The 16,703-nt window shown below is 63.4% G+C and carries 14 protein-coding genes; 10 read left to right on the top strand and 4 right to left on the bottom strand.

Annotation, left to right across the window (positions count from 1 at the left end):
• Positions 1 to 67 precede the first annotated feature (67 nt).
• Genes JQ641_RS36070 through JQ641_RS36055 form a run of 4 tightly spaced genes read right to left on the bottom strand, consistent with a single transcriptional unit; the run spans position 68 to position 5,610 of the window.
• The gene (locus JQ641_RS36070) at positions 68 to 805 is read right to left on the bottom strand and encodes a response regulator (protein ID WP_212001768.1); all 738 of its coding nucleotides are present in this window, start codon (positions 803 to 805) and stop codon (positions 68 to 70) included.
• On the bottom strand, positions 802 to 2,547 hold the full coding sequence (locus JQ641_RS36065; protein WP_212001765.1) for an ATP-binding response regulator: 1,746 nt from the start codon (positions 2,545 to 2,547) through the stop codon (positions 802 to 804). The genes JQ641_RS36070 and JQ641_RS36065 overlap by 4 nt, the downstream gene beginning before the upstream one ends.
• Positions 2,517 to 4,583 carry a sensor histidine kinase gene (locus tag JQ641_RS36060; protein ID WP_212001759.1) on the bottom strand — a complete coding sequence of 689 codons (2,067 nt, stop codon included), beginning with the start codon at positions 4,581 to 4,583 and terminating at the stop codon, positions 2,517 to 2,519. Before JQ641_RS36060 ends, JQ641_RS36065 begins: the two co-directional genes overlap by 31 nt.
• A gap of 31 nt (positions 4,584 to 4,614) precedes the next feature.
• Positions 4,615 to 5,610, bottom strand: a complete 996-nt coding sequence (locus JQ641_RS36055) for a TRAP transporter substrate-binding protein (protein ID WP_212001757.1) — start codon at positions 5,608 to 5,610, stop codon at positions 4,615 to 4,617.
• 228 nt (positions 5,611 to 5,838) lie between these two features.
• Between JQ641_RS36055 and ugpB the strand changes: the two genes are divergently transcribed.
• The 10 genes from ugpB (at position 5,839) to JQ641_RS36005 (ending at position 16,595) form a co-directional block, all read left to right on the top strand.
• Positions 5,839 to 7,149 (top strand): sn-glycerol-3-phosphate ABC transporter substrate-binding protein UgpB, encoded by a 1,311-nt coding sequence (ugpB, locus tag JQ641_RS36050; protein ID WP_502755030.1) that lies wholly within the window; start codon positions 5,839 to 5,841, stop codon positions 7,147 to 7,149.
• 140 nt (positions 7,150 to 7,289) lie between these two features.
• On the top strand, positions 7,290 to 8,243 hold the full coding sequence (locus tag JQ641_RS36045; protein WP_212001753.1) for an aminoglycoside phosphotransferase family protein: 954 nt from the start codon (positions 7,290 to 7,292) through the stop codon (positions 8,241 to 8,243).
• Between the two features lie 238 nt (positions 8,244 to 8,481).
• On the top strand, positions 8,482 to 10,101 hold the full coding sequence (locus tag JQ641_RS36040) for an ABC transporter substrate-binding protein (protein ID WP_212001751.1): 1,620 nt from the start codon (positions 8,482 to 8,484) through the stop codon (positions 10,099 to 10,101).
• 6 nt (positions 10,102 to 10,107) lie between these two features.
• Complete coding sequence (locus tag JQ641_RS36035) at positions 10,108 to 11,121, top strand: ABC transporter permease (protein WP_212001749.1); 1,014 nt, start codon at positions 10,108 to 10,110, stop codon at positions 11,119 to 11,121.
• Between the two features lie 2 nt (positions 11,122 to 11,123).
• The gene (locus JQ641_RS36030) at positions 11,124 to 12,023 is read left to right on the top strand and encodes an ABC transporter permease (RefSeq protein ID WP_212001748.1); all 900 of its coding nucleotides are present in this window, start codon (positions 11,124 to 11,126) and stop codon (positions 12,021 to 12,023) included.
• Between the two features lie 10 nt (positions 12,024 to 12,033).
• Complete coding sequence (locus JQ641_RS36025; protein ID WP_212001746.1) at positions 12,034 to 13,743, top strand: dipeptide ABC transporter ATP-binding protein; 1,710 nt, start codon at positions 12,034 to 12,036, stop codon at positions 13,741 to 13,743.
• A 110-nt stretch (positions 13,744 to 13,853) separates the two neighbouring features.
• Positions 13,854 to 14,033 carry a DUF4089 domain-containing protein gene (locus tag JQ641_RS36020; protein WP_192735513.1) on the top strand — a complete coding sequence of 60 codons (180 nt, stop codon included), beginning with the start codon at positions 13,854 to 13,856 and terminating at the stop codon, positions 14,031 to 14,033.
• 7 nt (positions 14,034 to 14,040) lie between these two features.
• Positions 14,041 to 15,417, top strand: coding sequence for an AtzE family amidohydrolase (locus JQ641_RS36015; protein WP_212001744.1), 1,377 nt, complete (start codon positions 14,041 to 14,043; stop codon positions 15,415 to 15,417).
• Positions 15,418 to 15,431: 14 nt separating this feature from the next.
• Positions 15,432 to 15,824, top strand: coding sequence for an oxalurate catabolism protein HpxZ (gene hpxZ, locus JQ641_RS36010; protein ID WP_212001740.1), 393 nt, complete (start codon positions 15,432 to 15,434; stop codon positions 15,822 to 15,824).
• 33 nt (positions 15,825 to 15,857) lie between these two features.
• Entirely contained in the window at positions 15,858 to 16,595 is a 738-nt protein-coding gene (locus JQ641_RS36005; RefSeq protein ID WP_212001737.1) for a GntR family transcriptional regulator, read from the top strand.
• Positions 16,596 to 16,703 lie beyond the last annotated feature (108 nt).

Raw genomic sequence — 16,703 nt, 5'->3', positions numbered from 1 at the left:
TGCTCGGAGAGAGGCCCCTCACCCCAACCCTCTCCCCGTAAGAACGGGGCGAGGGAGCAGTTGGCAGCTAGCCCTTCTCGCCGGTCGGCGAGAACAGATAGCCGCCGCCGCGGATGGTGCGAATGACGGCCGGCTTGGTCGGGTCGATCTCGATCTTGCGCCGGATCCGCATGATGCGGAGGTCGACCGCACGGTCGAAGGCTTCGGCGTCGCGCGCATTCGCCAGTTCCAGCAGCCGCTCGCGCGACAGCACCCGCTTCGGATTGGCCGCGAACACCTTCAACAGGCCGAATTCGGACGCGGTCAGCGGATGCTCGTTGCCTTCGTCGTCGCGCAGCGCCTGGGCTTCGAGATCGAGCCATTTGGTGCCGAACCGCACCAATTGCTCCTTTTCCGCCTTGGCGCCGGCGGCCTCGGGCGTCGCCGCCTTGACCGGTGCACTGCGCCGCAGCACCGAGCGGATGCGCGCCATCAATTCGCGCAGCTCGCAGGGCTTTGCGATGTAATCGTCGGCGCCAAGCTCGAGGCCGACGACGCGGTCGATCGGGCTGGCGGTCGCCGTCAGCATGATGACGGGGACGTTGATGCGGCTCTTCAGGTCGCGGATGATCGAGAGCCCGTCTTCCTCGGGCATGTTGAGGTCGAGCACGACGAGGTCGGGCACATTGGTTTCGATGACGCCGCGCAGGCTCTTGCCGCCGTCGCACAGCGTCACCGCGAAACCGTGCATCTTGAGGTAATCACCGACCATTTCGCGGGCCGGCGCCTCGTCGTCGACGATGATGATGTGCTGGCTCTGGCTCATGATGTCTCTGCTGCAGGCAGTGTAACCGTAAAGGTCGACCCCTGTCCGGGGCCTGGGCTATCCGCGGTCACATGGCCGCCATGCATGTCGATAATGCGTTTGACGATCGATAGACCGAGGCCGGTCGAGCTTTCGCCCGCGGTCGGCTTGGCCGACAGCCGCTGGAAGCGGCCGAACAGCCGACCAAGATCCTCGGGCGACAGGCCCGCGCCCTCGTCCGTGATCCGGACGACGGTGTTGTCCCCCTCATGGGTGACGCCGACCGTGATCTTGCCGCCGATCGGTGAATATTTGATGGCATTGCTGACCAGATTGTCGATCGCCTCGCGGATCCGATCGACGTCGCACATGGTGACGAAATTCGGCGGCGCGGAGACGCTGATGGTCTGCTGCTTGTTCACGGCAGAGGGCAGATTGGCGTCGGTGACTTCGGCCACCAGGGCGCCGACGTCGACCGGCTCGCGGCGGATGGTGATGTCGAAGGCATCGGCCATCGCGTCCGAAATCAGATGATCGACCATCGAGGTCAGGCGCTTGGTGGCGTCGCGGATGTGGTCGACCTGCGCCGTGACGTTTTCCTTCGGCGAACCGGCGCCGATCAGTTCGTTGAGCATTTCGGTGCGGCCGAGAATGACGCCGAGCGGGTTTTTCAGGTCGTGGGCGACGGTGCCGAGGATTTCGTTCTTGAAGCCGTTGGCGCGCTGCAGCCGAAGCCACTGCGCCGAAAGCCGGCGGTTGGCCTGCATCAGCGCGCGGGTGCGCTGGGCGACGCGGTCTTCGAGCTGGGTATTGGCCGCATGCAGCTGCTGGTAGAGGATCACATTGTCGAACGCGATCGACAGCCGGCTGGAGAAAATCTCGACCAGCGCGCGGTCGGTGTCGGAGAGCTGGCGTTCGGCCTGCAGCAGCACCACGACTTCACGGCCAGAGCCGGTGCGCAGGTAAAGCACGCTGCGGTGGTCGGCGAACTCGTTCTTGCGGCGCGTGAAGGCGTCTTCCACCATCTGCCGCAAATCCGGATCGAGCGATTTTGAACTGGTCGAGCCGATGAAGCGGCTGTAGCAACCCGAGCCCGCCAGCACGGAGAATTCGCTGCCGGGGGCGCCGTCGTCGCGCAGCACCAGTATACCGGCGCAGTCGACATTGAGCAGTGAAGCCAGTTGCGTCAGCACCCCTTCGGCGAGGCGCTGCATCGATTTGAAGTCGTACAGGGTCGAGGCGGCGTCGATGATGATTTCGAGCCCGCGCCTTGTCTGCACCATGCGCTCGAGCTGCTGGTAGCTGCGCAAGGCGGCGGTCAGCGAGGTGAACAGCTTGTCGGCGGTGAGCTCGGTCTTGGCCTTGTAGTCGTTGATGTCGTACTGGACGATGACGCGGCGCTCCGGCGCCTGGCCGGGCTGGCCGGTGCGCAGGATGATGCGGACGGTCTCGTTCTTGATGTCGTTGCGGATGTACTCGACGAGGTCGAGGCCGGCGACGTCGGTTTCCATGATGACGTCGAGCAGCACGGCGGCGATATCGGGATTGTTGCGCATCAGGACGCGGCCTTCAGCCGCGGAATAGGCGGAGAGGATTTCCAGCGTGCCGCCGTGGAGGTTGTAGTCGCTCAGCGCAAACCGGGTGCCTTCATGCACCGCCTGATCGTCGTCGATGACGGCGATCTTCCATTTGCGTACAGACGAATCATCCGGGGCGGTTTCGGAATCGTCGATCAGGTGGAGGACATCGTCCTGTTCGGCCATTGAGGGGTTCCGTCGGCTGCTGCGTCTGTGATCGTGGGTCCGCTGGTTACGATTCCCTTGGCGACCTTGGGCATGATAATGCGGAAAGTGGTGCCTTGTCCTAGCCTTGACTCCAGCATCATCCGGCCGCCGAGCTGTTGAGTGACAAGATTATAGACGATATGCAAGCCCAGTCCGGTGCCGCCCTCGTTGCGGCGCGTGGTAAAGAACGGATCGAACGCCTGCCGCTGGACGTCCGGCGTCATTCCGGCCCCATTATCGGCAAAAATGATTTCGACATCGTCACTGCCGCGGGCCCGTGCCGAAAGCGAGATCGCTCCGGAACGGCCGTCGGCGAAGGCATGATTGGCTGCGTTGAGGAAAAGATTGGTTAAAATCTGGCCGTAGGAGCCGGGATAGCCGTCGATCAACAGGCCCTCCGGCACGTCGACCGACAGCGTAATCGTCGCCTTCTTCAATACCGGGCGCAGGCTCGCCACGATCTGGTCGGTGGCCTCGCTGAGGCTGAATTGCCGGCGCTCGGCATGGGAGCGGTCCACCGCCACCTGCTTGAACGACTGGATCAGTTCGCCGGCACGGTGCAAATTGGCCACCAGTTGCCCGGCGGCGTCGCGCGAGCTCTTGACGAACTCGTCGAGCTTGGAGCGGCGCAGCGGCTCGGTGCGCAGCTCGGTCTCGAAGATATCAGCGCGGCGCGCGAAGCTCGATGCCACCGTCAGGCTGATGCCGATCGGGTTGTTGACCTCGTGGGCGACGCCGGCGACCAGGCCGCCAAGCGCCGCCAGCCGTTCGGCGTCGATCAGGTTCTGCTGGGCGGCATTGAGTTCGAGCAGCGCGCCCTCGGCCTTTTCCTTCGACGCGCGCAGTTCGTCCTCGGTCTTGCGTTTGGCGATGGCGTTTTCGCGGAACACCTCCACCGCGCGCGCCATCGCGCCGACCTCGTCCTTGGCTGACGTGCCCTGCACGGCGCGATCGTAATTGCCCGAGGTGATCGCGTGCATCGACGCCATGATCTGCTGCAGCGGCAGCCGGATCGAGAGCGCGATCAGGACACCCGCGGACAGGATGATGCCGAGGAAGATCACGGCGATCGACAGCACGCGGCGCGAAATGCCCGCCAGCGTGCGGTCGAAGGTTTCCTGCGCCTTTTGCTCGCGCTGGCGCATCTTCACCGACAGGCCGTCGATCACGCCGATCGCATCGGCCTGGCTGGCGTCGATGGTGTTGCGCAACAATTCGGTCCGGATCGCAAGCTGCTCGGTCAGCTTCGCCAGTCCCTCGCGCAGCGCCAGGGTTTTAGCATGCAGCCGCGTCAGCGCCATGCGCTGCAGATCATTGTCGGCGAGGTCGGACATGACCGGGATGGTCTTTTCGATCGTCTCGGTATTGCGGCGGGCGTCCTCGGCCGACGCCGACGCCAGCGAAAGGTAATAGGCGTTGGCGGCGACCAGCATCCCGGTAAACGCCTCGCGGGATTTTCCAAGCGACGGCCAGATCAGCGCATCGCGGTGCCCGGTGGCGCCCTCGATGATGGAATAGAGCCCGGCCATGTCCCTGGCCGGGCCCAGCACCTGCTGCTCGTAGGTTTTCGAGATCGTCGCCTGCACCGCGCGCAGTTCGCCGAAACCGTTGAGGAAGCGGTCGGTGACCTGCTCGAGCTGCGCCACCGAGCCCGAAAGCATCGGGTCGTTTGAGGCGCGGTTGGTCAGCGTGCCGAGGACGGCTTCACGCAGCAGCAGGATCTCCGCGAACAGTTCCGGGCTCGGCTGGTTGATGTAGCGATGGATCAGGTTCTGCAGCCGGCTGGTCTCGCTTTCGAGCAGCGCCAGGATCTTGTCGGATTCCCTGACATGGCGGACATCTTCCCAGGCCGAACCGAGCACCTTGGCGCCGTTCCATATCAGCGCGGCGAGCACCACGACCACGGCGGAGTTCAGGGCCGCGATCGACAGGATGCGCCAGCGGATCGGGACCGCGCGCAGCACCTGGACGATGCGAATACGGCCGCGCGCGGCGAGGCTTGCCGGCCGTTCCACTGATCCTTCCTGTTGCGAGGTTACGGCCAACTCACTGCACCCCACGAATTCGTTCGATGAGCTGCGCCATCGCGGGGTCTTGCTGCGCCCTGGTGTAAATTCCCGCCATCGCCGCCTCGAGCGGCTTGCGGTCGAAATCGGTGACGATCTTGACGCCGGCGTCTTCCGCCTGCTTGCGCGAGCGCTCTTCGAGATCGCGCCATTTCTCGCGCATGAAGCGGCTCGAGCGCTGTGCGGCTTCGCGGAAGGTCTTCTGGTCTTCGGGTGACAGGCCAGACCACGCCTTCTTCGACATGACAAGCACTTCCGGGCTCATCGTATGTTCGGTGAGGGTGTAGAAGCCGGCGAATTTGTAGTGATCGGTGGTGACAAAGGACGGCCAGTTATTCTCGGCGCCGTCGATCAATTTGGTGGAGAGTCCGGTCAGCACCTGACCGTAGGGCAGTGCGACCGGATCGGCGCCGAGCGAGCGGATCATCGCGACCATCTGCTCGGACTGCTGCACCCGAATCCGCAAGCCCTTGAGATCGGCCATCGAGGTGACCGGGCGGACGTGGTTGTAGATCGAGCGGGCGCCGGAATCGTAGAACGCGAGGCCGACGAAGCCGTAAGGTTCGAAGCTGTCCAGGATATCGTTGCCGATAGGACCATCCAGCACCTTCTGCAAATGCTCGATGGAGCGGAACAGAAACGGCATCGCCAGCACATTCATCGCCGGCACCATGGTCCCGATCAATGCGACGTTGGTACGATTGATATCGATGGCGCCTGCGCGGGTCTGCTCCAGGGTTTCCTTTTCTTCGCCGAGCTGGCGCGAATGGAACACCTTGATCTCGTGGCGGCCGCCGGTGCGTTCCGCAACCAGGCTGCCCATATAGTGCAGCGCCTGCACGGTCGGATAACTCTCGTTCTGGGTATCGGCGGCGCGAAATTCGCGCGCAAAAGTGCTCGTTGAGGCCGCTGTCAGGAACAACGCCAGAACAAGCATTATGATCCGCGAAAGGTCGGCGCGGCGATACACAGGCAACAAATCCCCTTGTGAAGAAGTCTGCGGCGGGAGAAAAAGGTTCAATGTTTTTTAGCAGAAAGCACCCACGCTTGGCTATCGGGAGCCGCTGCAATCGTTAATTGTGCGGTGCGACGGCGGTAGTGGATTGAAACGGCGGGCGCGGGCATCTATTGAGGCGCAGCGCGCAGATTTGATCGCGGTCCTGACAAGCGGTTTTGGCAAAGTGATTCATCAGTGAAGTCGGTCTTGAGGTTGTTTCAGTTTGTCGCGCTCGCATTCACCGTGCTGGTGTCTCCGGCGCAGGCGACCACCGAGATCATGTGGTGGCACGCGATGTCGGGTGAGCTCGGCAAGCAGCTGGAGAAGCTCGCGGCCGATTTCAACGCCTCGCAATCCGACTACCGGATCGTTCCGACCTACAAGGGCAGTTACACGGAAACGGTGACGGCGGCGATCTTCGCCTTCCGTTCGCGCAGCCAGCCCGCCATCGTTCAGGTCAACGAGATCGCGACCGCGACCATGATGGCGGCAAAGGGCGCGATCTATCCGGTGTTCGAGTTGATGCGCGACCAGTCGGAGCCGTTCTCGCCGACGGCCTATCTGCCGGCCGTCGCCGGCTATTATTCCGACGTCGCCGGCAACATGCTATCGTTCCCCTTCAACGCCTCGACACCGATCCTCTACTACAACAAGGACCTCTTCCGCGCCGCCGGTCTCGATCCGGAAGCGGCGCCGAAAACCTGGCCCGATGTTGGGGCCGCGGCGAAGAAGCTGCGCGCGGCAGGCGCGGTCTGCGGCCTTACCACCTCCTGGCCTTCCTGGATCAATGTCGAGAATTTTTCAGCATTCCATAACTTGCCTCTGGCGACCAAGGGCAATGGGTTTGGCGGTCTCGACGCCGAACTGACCTTCAACAACCCGACCGTGGTGCGCCACATCACGCAGCTCGCGGAATGGCAGGCCACGAAAGTGTACGACTATAGCGGCCGCGGCCAGTCGGCCGAGCCGCGCTTCCAGAAGGGCGAGTGCGGAATCTTCATCGGTTCGTCGGCGACCCGCGCCGACATCAAGGCCAATTCGAAGTTCGAGGTCGGCTACGGCCTGATGCCGTATTATCCCGACGTCAACGGCGCGCCGCAGAACACCATCATCGGCGGTGCGACCCTATGGGTGCTGAGGGCCCGGCCACGCGATGAATATACCGGGGTCGCGAAGTTTTTCGCGTTTCTGTCGAAGCCGGAAGTCCAGGCGGCCTGGCACCAGAACACCGGCTATCTGCCGATCACCCGCGCCGCCTTCGATCTCTCACGTGCGCAGGGGTTCTATGATCGCAATCCCGGAGCGGCGATCTCGATCGAGCAGATGACCTTGAAGCCGCCGACCGAGCACTCCAAGGGAATCCGGCTTGGCTCGTTCGTGCTGATCCGCGACGCGATCGACGAGGAACTGGAGCAGGTCTTCAGCGGCAAGCGAACCGCGCAGGCCGCCCTCGACCTCGCCGCCGAGCGCGGCAACCGTCTGCTGCGGCAGTTCGAGCGGGCGAATCCGGACAGGTAGGCGCCTGCGATCTCGACCTTCCGTCATTGCGAGCGAAGCGAAGCAATCCATCGCGCGGCATAACGGAAGGATGGATTGCTTCCGCCTTCGCTGATCAGCTACGGCGGACAAGTCGTCGCTATCGAATGACGGTTGATTTGATGACACCTTTACTGCCGATCCTCGCCGACTACGAAGCCTTCCATGCCTGGCGCGCCGACACCTCGCGATGGCTGCCGGTGGCGTTGGACATTGCCCATGGCCACGGCTTGAAGCCGGCGGCGCCGCATGTTTTCGCGACCGGTACCAACCTTGTCGTCGGCCTTGGCGACGAACTGATTCTGAAGCTCTTTCCGCCGATGCTTCGCGGCCAGTTTGCCTCCGAGCGCGCTTCGTTGAGGCAGTTACGCGGACAATTGAGCATCCCGATTCCGGAAATCCTGTTCGAAGGCGAGCGCGACGGGTGGCCCTATCTCATCATCACGCGGCTGCATGGTGTCGTCGGCTCCGAGGTCTGGCCGACGCTGCCTGAAGACCAGAAGGAGCGCGTGCTTGCGCAGATCGGCGCTGTTATCGCCGAAGTGCAGCGCGCCCCGCTCGGAGAACTCGCAGACATCGAGCCGCAGTGGGGCCGGTTCATATCCAGGCAAATCGAGGGCTGCCGCGCGCGGCACGAGCGCCTCGGGATGCCGCAGAAGTTTCTCGATGGCTTCGACGACATCCTGCGCGATGCCGCGAAGATCATTCCGCTGGACAAGCCGCCGGTCATCCTGACCGGCGAATACATTCCGGAGAACTTCCTGTTGAGCCGGGAAGGCGCCGGCTGGCGCCTGTCGGGGCTGTTTGATTTCGGCGACGTAATGACCGGCTGGGGCGAATATGACCTGCTCGGTCCGAGCGCCTTCATGGCCGCGGGAAACCCACAGCGGATGCGGAGCCTGTTCGAAGGGTTCGGATACGCGCCCGCCGACATCAACCCGGCCATGAAACGGCGGCTGATGGCGCTGATGCTGTTGCACCGGGCCGGCGATCCGGTCCGGCATATCTGCATCGAGAACTGGCAGGGCAAGGCCGGCAACCTTTCCGAATTGCAGGACCTGGTCTGGCCGGTCTGACGGGTGCGACGAAACCGCACATCAAAGAGGCGCGCAAAAATATTTGCATAGCAAGTAAGCAAATCTGCCTCTTTGTATGCAATTTGAGCGTCGCGTTGGCGGAGCCAGATGCATCATAAAATTGATATTCAGTAGTATTATCAGATAATTATATCAGATTTAGCTTTCCATTAAGGTTTGGCACGAACCTTGCGATTCCCGGTTCCAAAGCCGTTTCCCTCAGGCGTTGGAGCATCACATGAAGCGTCGCGATTTCCTGAAATCCGTCACCGGGGTGGCCGCGGGCGCCCTGGTGCCGGCGCCGGCCATCTTCTCCCCCGCCAAGGCCGATGCGCGGTCGGAGACGCTTCTGATTGTCTCGGAAGGCGGTCCCAACAACCTCGACATCCATGGCGTCGGCACCAACGTGCCCGGTTATGAAGTGTCGTGGAATTGCTACGACCGCCTGATCACCCACGAGATGAAGAGCGGTCCCGGAGGCGTGCCGTATTACGACCGCGACAAGTTCAAGGGCGAACTCGCCGACGACATGAAGATCGACGACATGTCGGTGACCTTCAAGCTGAAGAAGAACGCGAAATTCCATGACGGCACGCCGGTCGCGGCCAAGGACGTCAAATGGTCGCTCGATCGCGCGGTCTCGGTCGGCGGCTTCCCGACCTTCCAGATGAGCGCGGGCTCGCTGACCAAGCCCGAGCAGTTCGTTGTCGTCGACGACAACACGCTGCGCGTCGACTTTGCCAAGAAAGACCGCCTGACGATCCCCGACCTCGCCGTCATCGTGCCCTGCATAGTCAATTCGGAGCTCGTGAAGAAGAACGCCTCCGAGAAGGATCCCTGGGGTCTCGAATATACAAAACAGCAGACCGCGGGCTCCGGCGCCTACAAGCTGTCGAAGTGGACCGCCGGCACCGAAGTCATCATGGAGCGCAACGACGCCTGGGTCGGCGGTCCCCTGCCGAAGATCAAGCGCGTGATCTGGCGCATGGTGCCGCAGGCCGGCAACCGCCGCGCGCTGCTGGAGCGTGGCGACGCCGACATCTCCTATGAACTGCCGTTCAAGGATTTCCAGGAGATGAAGGCCAACGGCAAGCTCAATGTGGTGTCGCTGCCGTTCAGTAACGGCATCCAGTATATCGGCATGAACGTCACCAAGCCGCCGTTCGATAATCCCAAGGTGCGCCAGGCGATCGCCTACGCGCTGCCCTATCAGAAAATCATGGACGTCGTGCTGTTCGGCCTCGCCAACCCGATGTTCGGCGCGTCCGCCGAAAAGGCCACCGAAGTGGCGTGGCCGCAGCCGACCAAATACGCCACCGACATGGCCAAGGCGAAGGCGCTGCTCGCGGAAGCCGGCTACGCCAGCGGCTTCGAGACCACGATCTCGTTCGATCTCAATTTCGCAGGGGTCAACGAGCCGCTCTGCGTGCTGGTGCAGGAGAGCCTCGCCCAGATCGGCATCAAGACCACGATCAACAAGATCCCCGGCGCCAACTGGCGCACCGAGTTGAACAAGAAGGAGATGCCGCTCTACACCAACGTGTTCTCGGGCTGGCTCGATTACCCCGAATACTTCTTCTACTGGTGCTATCACGGCAACAATTCCGTCTTCAACACCATGAGCTACAAGTCGCCGGAGATGGACAAGCTCATCGACGGCGCACGCAACGCGGCCTCGACTGGTGACAAGGCGGCCTACGACAGCGACGTGAAGGGCTTTGTCGATCTCGCCTATAAGGACATCCCGCGGATTCCGCTGTATCAGCCCTTTGTCAACGTCGCGATGCAGAAGAACATCTCGGGCTATCAATACTGGTTCCACCGCCGTCTCGATTATCGTGCGCTGGTGAAGGCGTAATCCGCCATGCTGACCATGATCGGCAAGCGGCTGATGTTTGCGATCCCGTCGCTGATCGGGGTCGTGATCGTGACGTTCCTGCTGACGCGGGCGCTGCCCGGCGATCCCGCCGCGTATTTTGCCGGGCCCGCCGCGACCAAGGAGGCGGTCGAGCAGATCCGGAAAAAACTCGGACTCGACAAGCCGCTGATCGAACAGTTCTTCCGCTACACCAATGATCTCGCCCATGGCGATTTCGGCAATTCGCTGACCACCGGCCAGCCCGTCGCCGCCGAAATCCGCAATCGCCTGCCGGCTTCCGCCGAACTGACGCTGCTCGGCCTGTTTGTGTCCATCGTGATCGCGATCCCGCTCGGCGTGCTGGCCGCCACCCGGCCTGGCTCGTGGATCGACCACCTGTGCCGGATAACGACGACGGCCGGAGTCTCGCTGCCGGTGTTCTTCACCGGTCTGGTGCTGGTCTACATCTTCTATTTCCGGCTCGGCTGGTCGCCGGCACCGCTCGGCCGGCTCGACGTGTTCTACAGCGCGCCGCCGACCGTGACCGGCTTCTATCTCATCGACACCCTGATCGCGCGCGATCTCGAGGCGTTTCGCTCCGCGCTGAGCCAGCTGATCCTGCCCGCGACGACGCTGGCGATTTTCTCGCTGGCGCCGATCGCGCGCATGACGCGGGCCTCGATGCTGGCGGTGCTGGCCTCGGATTTCGTGCGCACGGCGCGCGCCTCTGGCCTGTCGCCGGGTACCGTGATCGTCACCTATGCGTTCCGTAACGCGATGCTGCCTGTGATCACCACGCTCAGCATGGTGTTCTCGTTCCTGCTCGGGGCCAACGTGCTGGTGGAAAAAGTCTTCGCCTGGCCCGGCATCGGCTCCTACGCGGTGGAAGCGCTGATCTCGTCGGACTTTGCGCCGGTGCAGGGCTTTGTGCTGACCATGGCGGTCATGTACGTACTGCTCAATCTGATCATCGACATTCTGTACGGCGTAATCGATCCGCGCGTGAGATTGGAAGGGTAAGCATGAGCACCGTTGCGCCTGCCGTCGAACCTGTCGGTCCCGCGCGAACGTCGGGACTAACAGCGATCTTCGAACACACCCGCTATGTGCTCGGCGAGAACCGCGTGACCGCGTTTGCCTTTGGGCTGTTGATCGTGATCCTGTTCGCGGCCGTGTTCGGTCCCTACATTGTGCCCTACGATCCGCTCGCCAGCGACACATCAGCTGCCTTGAAGGCGCCGTCGGCGGCGCACTGGTTCGGCACCGATCAATTGGGCCGCGATATCTTCAGCCGCGTCATCGTCGCCACCCGGCTGGATGTGTTCATCGCGGTCGCTTCCGTGGCTCTGGTGTTCCTGATGGGCGGGCTTGCCGGCATCGCCGGCGGCTATTTCGGCGGCTGGACCGACCGCATCGTCGGACGTGTCGCCGACACCATCATGGCGTTTCCGCTGTTCGTGCTGGCGATGGGCATCGTCGCGGCGCTCGGCAATACCGTGCAGAACATCATCATCGCCACCGCGATCGTGAATTTTCCGCTCTATGCCCGCGTCGCCCGCGCCGAGGCCAATGTCCGGCGCAACGCCGGCTTCGTGCAGGCGGCGCGGTTGTCGGGCAATGGCGAATTCCGGATTCTGCTGGTGCACATCCTGCCCAACATCATGCCGATCATGATCGTGCAGATGTCGCTGACCATGGGTTACGCGATCCTCAACGCCGCCGGTCTGTCCTTCATCGGCCTTGGCGTGCGGCCGCCGACCGCCGAATGGGGCATCATGGTCGCGGAGGGCGCCGGCTTCATGGTGTCGGGCGAATGGTGGATCGCGCTGTTCCCCGGCCTCGCGCTGATGATCGCGGTGTTTTGCTTCAACCTGCTCGGCGATGGTCTGCGCGATATCGTCGATCCGCAGCGAAGAACCTGAGGACATACCGATGACCGCGCAGCCATTGCTCGACGTCAACGATCTCACGGTGGAATTCGCCACGCGGCGCGGCATCGTGAAAGCGGTGCAGCACGTCAACATCTCCGTGGCCAAGGGCGAGACGCTCGGTATCGTCGGCGAGTCCGGCTCCGGCAAGTCGGTGACATCCTATGCCGTGATGCGGATCCTCGACCGCGCCGGCAAGATCGCCGAAGGCTCGGTGATGTTTTCCGGCATCGACGTCAAGGTCGCGACCGAGAACCAGATGCGGGATTTGCGCGGCCGCGAAATCTCGATGATCTTCCAGAACCCGCGCGCGGCGCTCAATCCGATCCGCAAGGTTGGCGACCAGATCGAGGACGTGCTGCGCCAGCATGTGCAGTCAGCGGCCAGTGATCGCGGCGAGAAGGCGATCGAGGCGCTGGAGCAGGTCAAGATCGCGCGCCCGCGCGAGCGGTACCATGCCTATCCGTTCGAACTTTCCGGCGGCATGTGCCAGCGCGTCGTGATCGCGCTGGCGCTGGCTTGCAATCCGCAGCTCCTGATCGCCGACGAGCCGACCACCGGCCTTGACGTCACCACGCAGAAAGCGGTGATGGATCTGATTGTCGAACTCACGAAACGGCGCGGCATGTCGACGATCCTGATCACGCATGACCTCGGCCTCGCCGCCGCCTATTGCGATCGTGTGGTGGTGATGGAAAAGGGCCGGGTGGTCGAGACCGCGAAATCCGCCGACATCTTCGCCAACCCCGAACATGCCTACACCAAGAAGCTGATGCGCGCGACGCCGCGGATCGGCGTCTCCTTGCGCGATCTGTTGCCGGAAGAAGACGCGGCGGCGCTGCCGGCACTGACTTCAGCTGTGCCGGCCGACAACGAAACCAAGCCGCTGCTGCTGGTCGAGAAACTGGTGAAGGAATATCCGCGCCAGGGCGCCACGGCTGTTCTCGGTAAGCTGTTCTCGCGCAAGCCGCCGATCGAGGCCGAACTGTTCCGCGCGGTCGACGGAATCAGCTTTTCGGTTGGCCACGGCGAGAGCGTCGGCCTGGTCGGTGAATCCGGTTGCGGCAAATCGACGACGTCGATGATGGTGATGCGGCTGCTGGACCAGACCTCGGGCCGCATCGTGTTCGATGGCGACGAGATCGGCACCATGCTGCCCAACGCCTTCGCGCGGCTCCCGTTGCGCAAGAGCATCCAGATGGTGTTCCAGGATCCGACCGATAGCCTCAACCCGCGCTTCACGGCGGCGCGCGCCATCGTCGATCCGATCATGCAGCTCGGCGACATCAGGGGACGCGATGCGCTGCGCGCCCGTTGCGAGGAACTCGCCGGGCTGGTGGGTCTCCCCATTAATCTGCTCGATCGCTTTCCGCACCAATTGTCCGGCGGCCAGAAGGCCCGCGTCGGCATCGCCCGCGCGATTGCGCTGCACCCAAAACTCGTGATCCTCGACGAGCCGACCGCGGCGCTCGACGTTTCCGTCCAGGCAGTGGTGCTCAATCTGCTGCAGGACCTCAAGTCGTCGATGGGCATGAGTTATCTGTTTGTCTCCCATGATTTGAATGTGGTGCGCCTGTTGTGCGATCGTGTCATCGTGATGCGCGCGGGACGAATCGTGGAACAGGGCCCGTCCGAACAGGTCTTGGGCAATCCGCAGGACGCCTATACAAAGGAACTGCTGACGGCGATCCCGCATCCGCCGTTGCCGGTTTGATTTTGCTGTCATGCTCCGCGAAAGCGGGGCATCCAGTAATCGCCGGTGTTTACTGGATCGCCCGGTCAAGCCGGGCGATGACAAGATAGGGAGAGAACGTGACGGGTAAATTGGCCGAACCCCTGGACGACTATATCGACGCCGTCGCGAAAGCCTTGGCGTTGCCGGTGGAAGATTCCTGGCGGCCGGCGGTGCGTGCGAACCTCGAAGTATCGCTGAGGCTGGCGCGTCTGGTCGACGAATTTGCATTGCCCGACGAAACCGAGCCCGCCAGTGTCTTCGCAGCCTGACCGCGCCATGACCGCACAAGAGATCGCCCAGGCGGTGGCCGGCGGCAAGATGACGGCGCTGGCGGCGACCGAAGCCGCATTGGCGCGGATTGCCAAGCACGATCCTGTGCTGAATTCATTCACTGATGTCACCGCAGATCGCGCACGTGCGAAAGCCCGCGCCGTCGATGCCGCTGTCGCCGCGGGGCAGAAAGTCGGCCCGCTCGCGGGCGTGCCGTTCGCGGTGAAAAACCTGTTCGACGTGAAGGGCCTGCCGACGCGCGCGGGCTCGAAGATCAACCGCGACCTCGCGCCGTCTTCGCGCGATGCGACGCTGGTCGAGCGCATGGAGGCGGCGGGCGCCGTCCTGGTCGGCGCGCTCAACATGGGTGAGTACGCCTACGACTTTACCGGCGAGAACGTCCATGACGGCCCGTCGCGCAATCCGCATGATCCGACCCGCATGACGGGCGGTTCATCCGGTGGTTCCGGCAGTTCGGTTGGCGGCGGCCTGGTGCCGATCGCGCTGGGCTCGGACACCAATGGCTCGATCCGGGTGCCGTCGTCGTTCTGCGGGATCTTTGGCCTGAAGCCGACCTACGGCCGGCTGTCGCGGGCGCGCTCGTTTCCGTTCGTGGCGAGCTTCGATCATCTCGGACCTTTTGCGCGCAGCGTCGGCGATCTCGCACTGGCCTATGATGCGATGCAGGGGCCTGATGCCGACGACGCCGCGTGCTCGACGCGTGCGGTCGAGCCAGTGACGTCGCAGCTCGCGCAAGGCATCGGCGGCCTGCGGGTCGCGATTGCCGGCGGCTATTTCCAGAAGAATGTGTTTCCGGAGGCCGTCGAGGCCGTGGCGCGCGTCGCCAAGGCGCTCGGTGCGACGCAGACGATTGAAATCCCCGAGGCCGCGCGCGCCCGAGCCGCGGCTTACGTCATCTCAACCACCGAGGGCGCGTCGCTGCATCTCGATCGCCTGCGTAAGCGCCCGAACGATTTCGATCCGGCGGTGCGCGATCGTCTGATCGCGGGCGCGATGGTGCCGGCGCCGCTGGTCGACCGCGCGCAAAAGTTCCGCCGCTGGTATCGCTCGCAAGTGCTGGAGCTGTTCAAATCGGTCGACGTAATTATCGCGCCGGCGACGCCCTGCACCGCGCCCAAACTCGGGCAGGTAATGTTCAAGCTCGACGGCGTCGAACTGCCGGTGCGCGCCAATATCGGCATTCACACCCAGCCGATTTCGTTCATCGGGCTGCCCGTGGTCGCGGTGCCGGTGCCGCTGGAGCCGATGCCGATCGGAGTCCAGATCATCGCCGCACCGTGGCGCGAGGATATAGCGCTTCGCGTCGCTCATGCGCTGGAGCAATCCGGCGTTGCTGCGGCGCCTGCGCCAAGAGGAATCTAGCGAGGAATTTAGCCATGGATATCGATCTTCCCGACGTGCTCGCCGAGGTGTCAGCGCAATTCGCGCGCTATGAAGCGGCGCTGGTGTCGAACGACGTCGCGGTGCTGGATGAATTGTTCCGCAACGATCCCCGCACGCTGCGCTACGGCATCGCCGAAAATCTCTACGGCTATGAGGCCATCATGGCGTTCCGCGCTGGGCGCTCGCCGGTGGGGCTGATGCGTACGACCGACAAGACCGTCATCACCAGCTATGGCCGCGATACCGCTGTTGCCTCGACATTGTTCTATCGCGATGCGTGGAGCGGCAAGAAGGTGGGACGGCAGATGCAGACCTGGGTGCGGTTTTCCGAAGGGTGGAGAATCGTCGCCGCCCACGTCAGCATCATCGACGAGCCGGCCTCGTAGGGCAGGATTTCGAAAGGATTTGGGTCAAACGACATGAGCCTTGACGATCTTCCTACCCGCAGCCCGCAATCCGGCCCCGAAGGCGAGCCGGTGGTGCGGCGCGTCGACCGTGCCTCGCCGCAGGCGGACAAGGTCACGCGCGCAGAGGAATTGCGGCTGCAGCTTGCGGACGAGATCGTGCGCGGCGTGCTGGCGCCGGGATCGGGGCTGGACGAGACCGATATTGCGCGGCGCTTCAGCGTGTCGCGAACGCCGGTGCGCGAGGCGCTGCGGCAGCTGGTGGCGAGTGGTCTGGTCGAATCCCGGGCCCATCGCGGCGCCGTGGTGGCGCAGCCGTCGATCGAGCGGCTGACGGAAATGTTCGAGGCGATGGCGGAGCTGGAAGCGCTGTGCGCGGGACTTGCCGCGGAGCGGATGCCAGCAGCGGATCGCCAGAAGCTGGAGGCAATCCACGAGGAACTGCGGGTGCTAAGCCATGCGGGCAATCCCGAAAGCTTCCACGAGGTCAACGAGCGCTTTCACAACGCAATCTATGCCGGCTCGCAAAATGGCTATATCGCCGAGATGACCCTGGCGACGCGGGTGCGCGTGCAGCCGTTCCGGCGCGCGCAGTTCCGCAATCTCGGGCGCCTCGCCAAATCGCACGCCGAACATGACCGCGTCGTGGTCGCGATCATGCGCGGCGACAAGGCCGGCGCCGCGGCCGCGATGCGCGCGCATATCGAGCTGGTGCGCGGGGAGTATGAGCTTTACGCGGTGTCGCATCCGTAGAGGCGCTCTTCTCTTACCTCGCCCCGCTTGCGGCAGGGCTATCGCATATGGCTGAGGGTAGCCAAGAGGAAGGCGTCGTCCCAACCGGCGCGCTTGATTTTACGCCGG

It is taken from the genome of Bradyrhizobium sp. JYMT SZCCT0180, assembly GCF_018130165.1.
Classification (GTDB): domain Bacteria; phylum Pseudomonadota; class Alphaproteobacteria; order Rhizobiales; family Xanthobacteraceae; genus Bradyrhizobium.
This window is presented reverse-complemented; position numbering and strand designations above follow the sequence as displayed.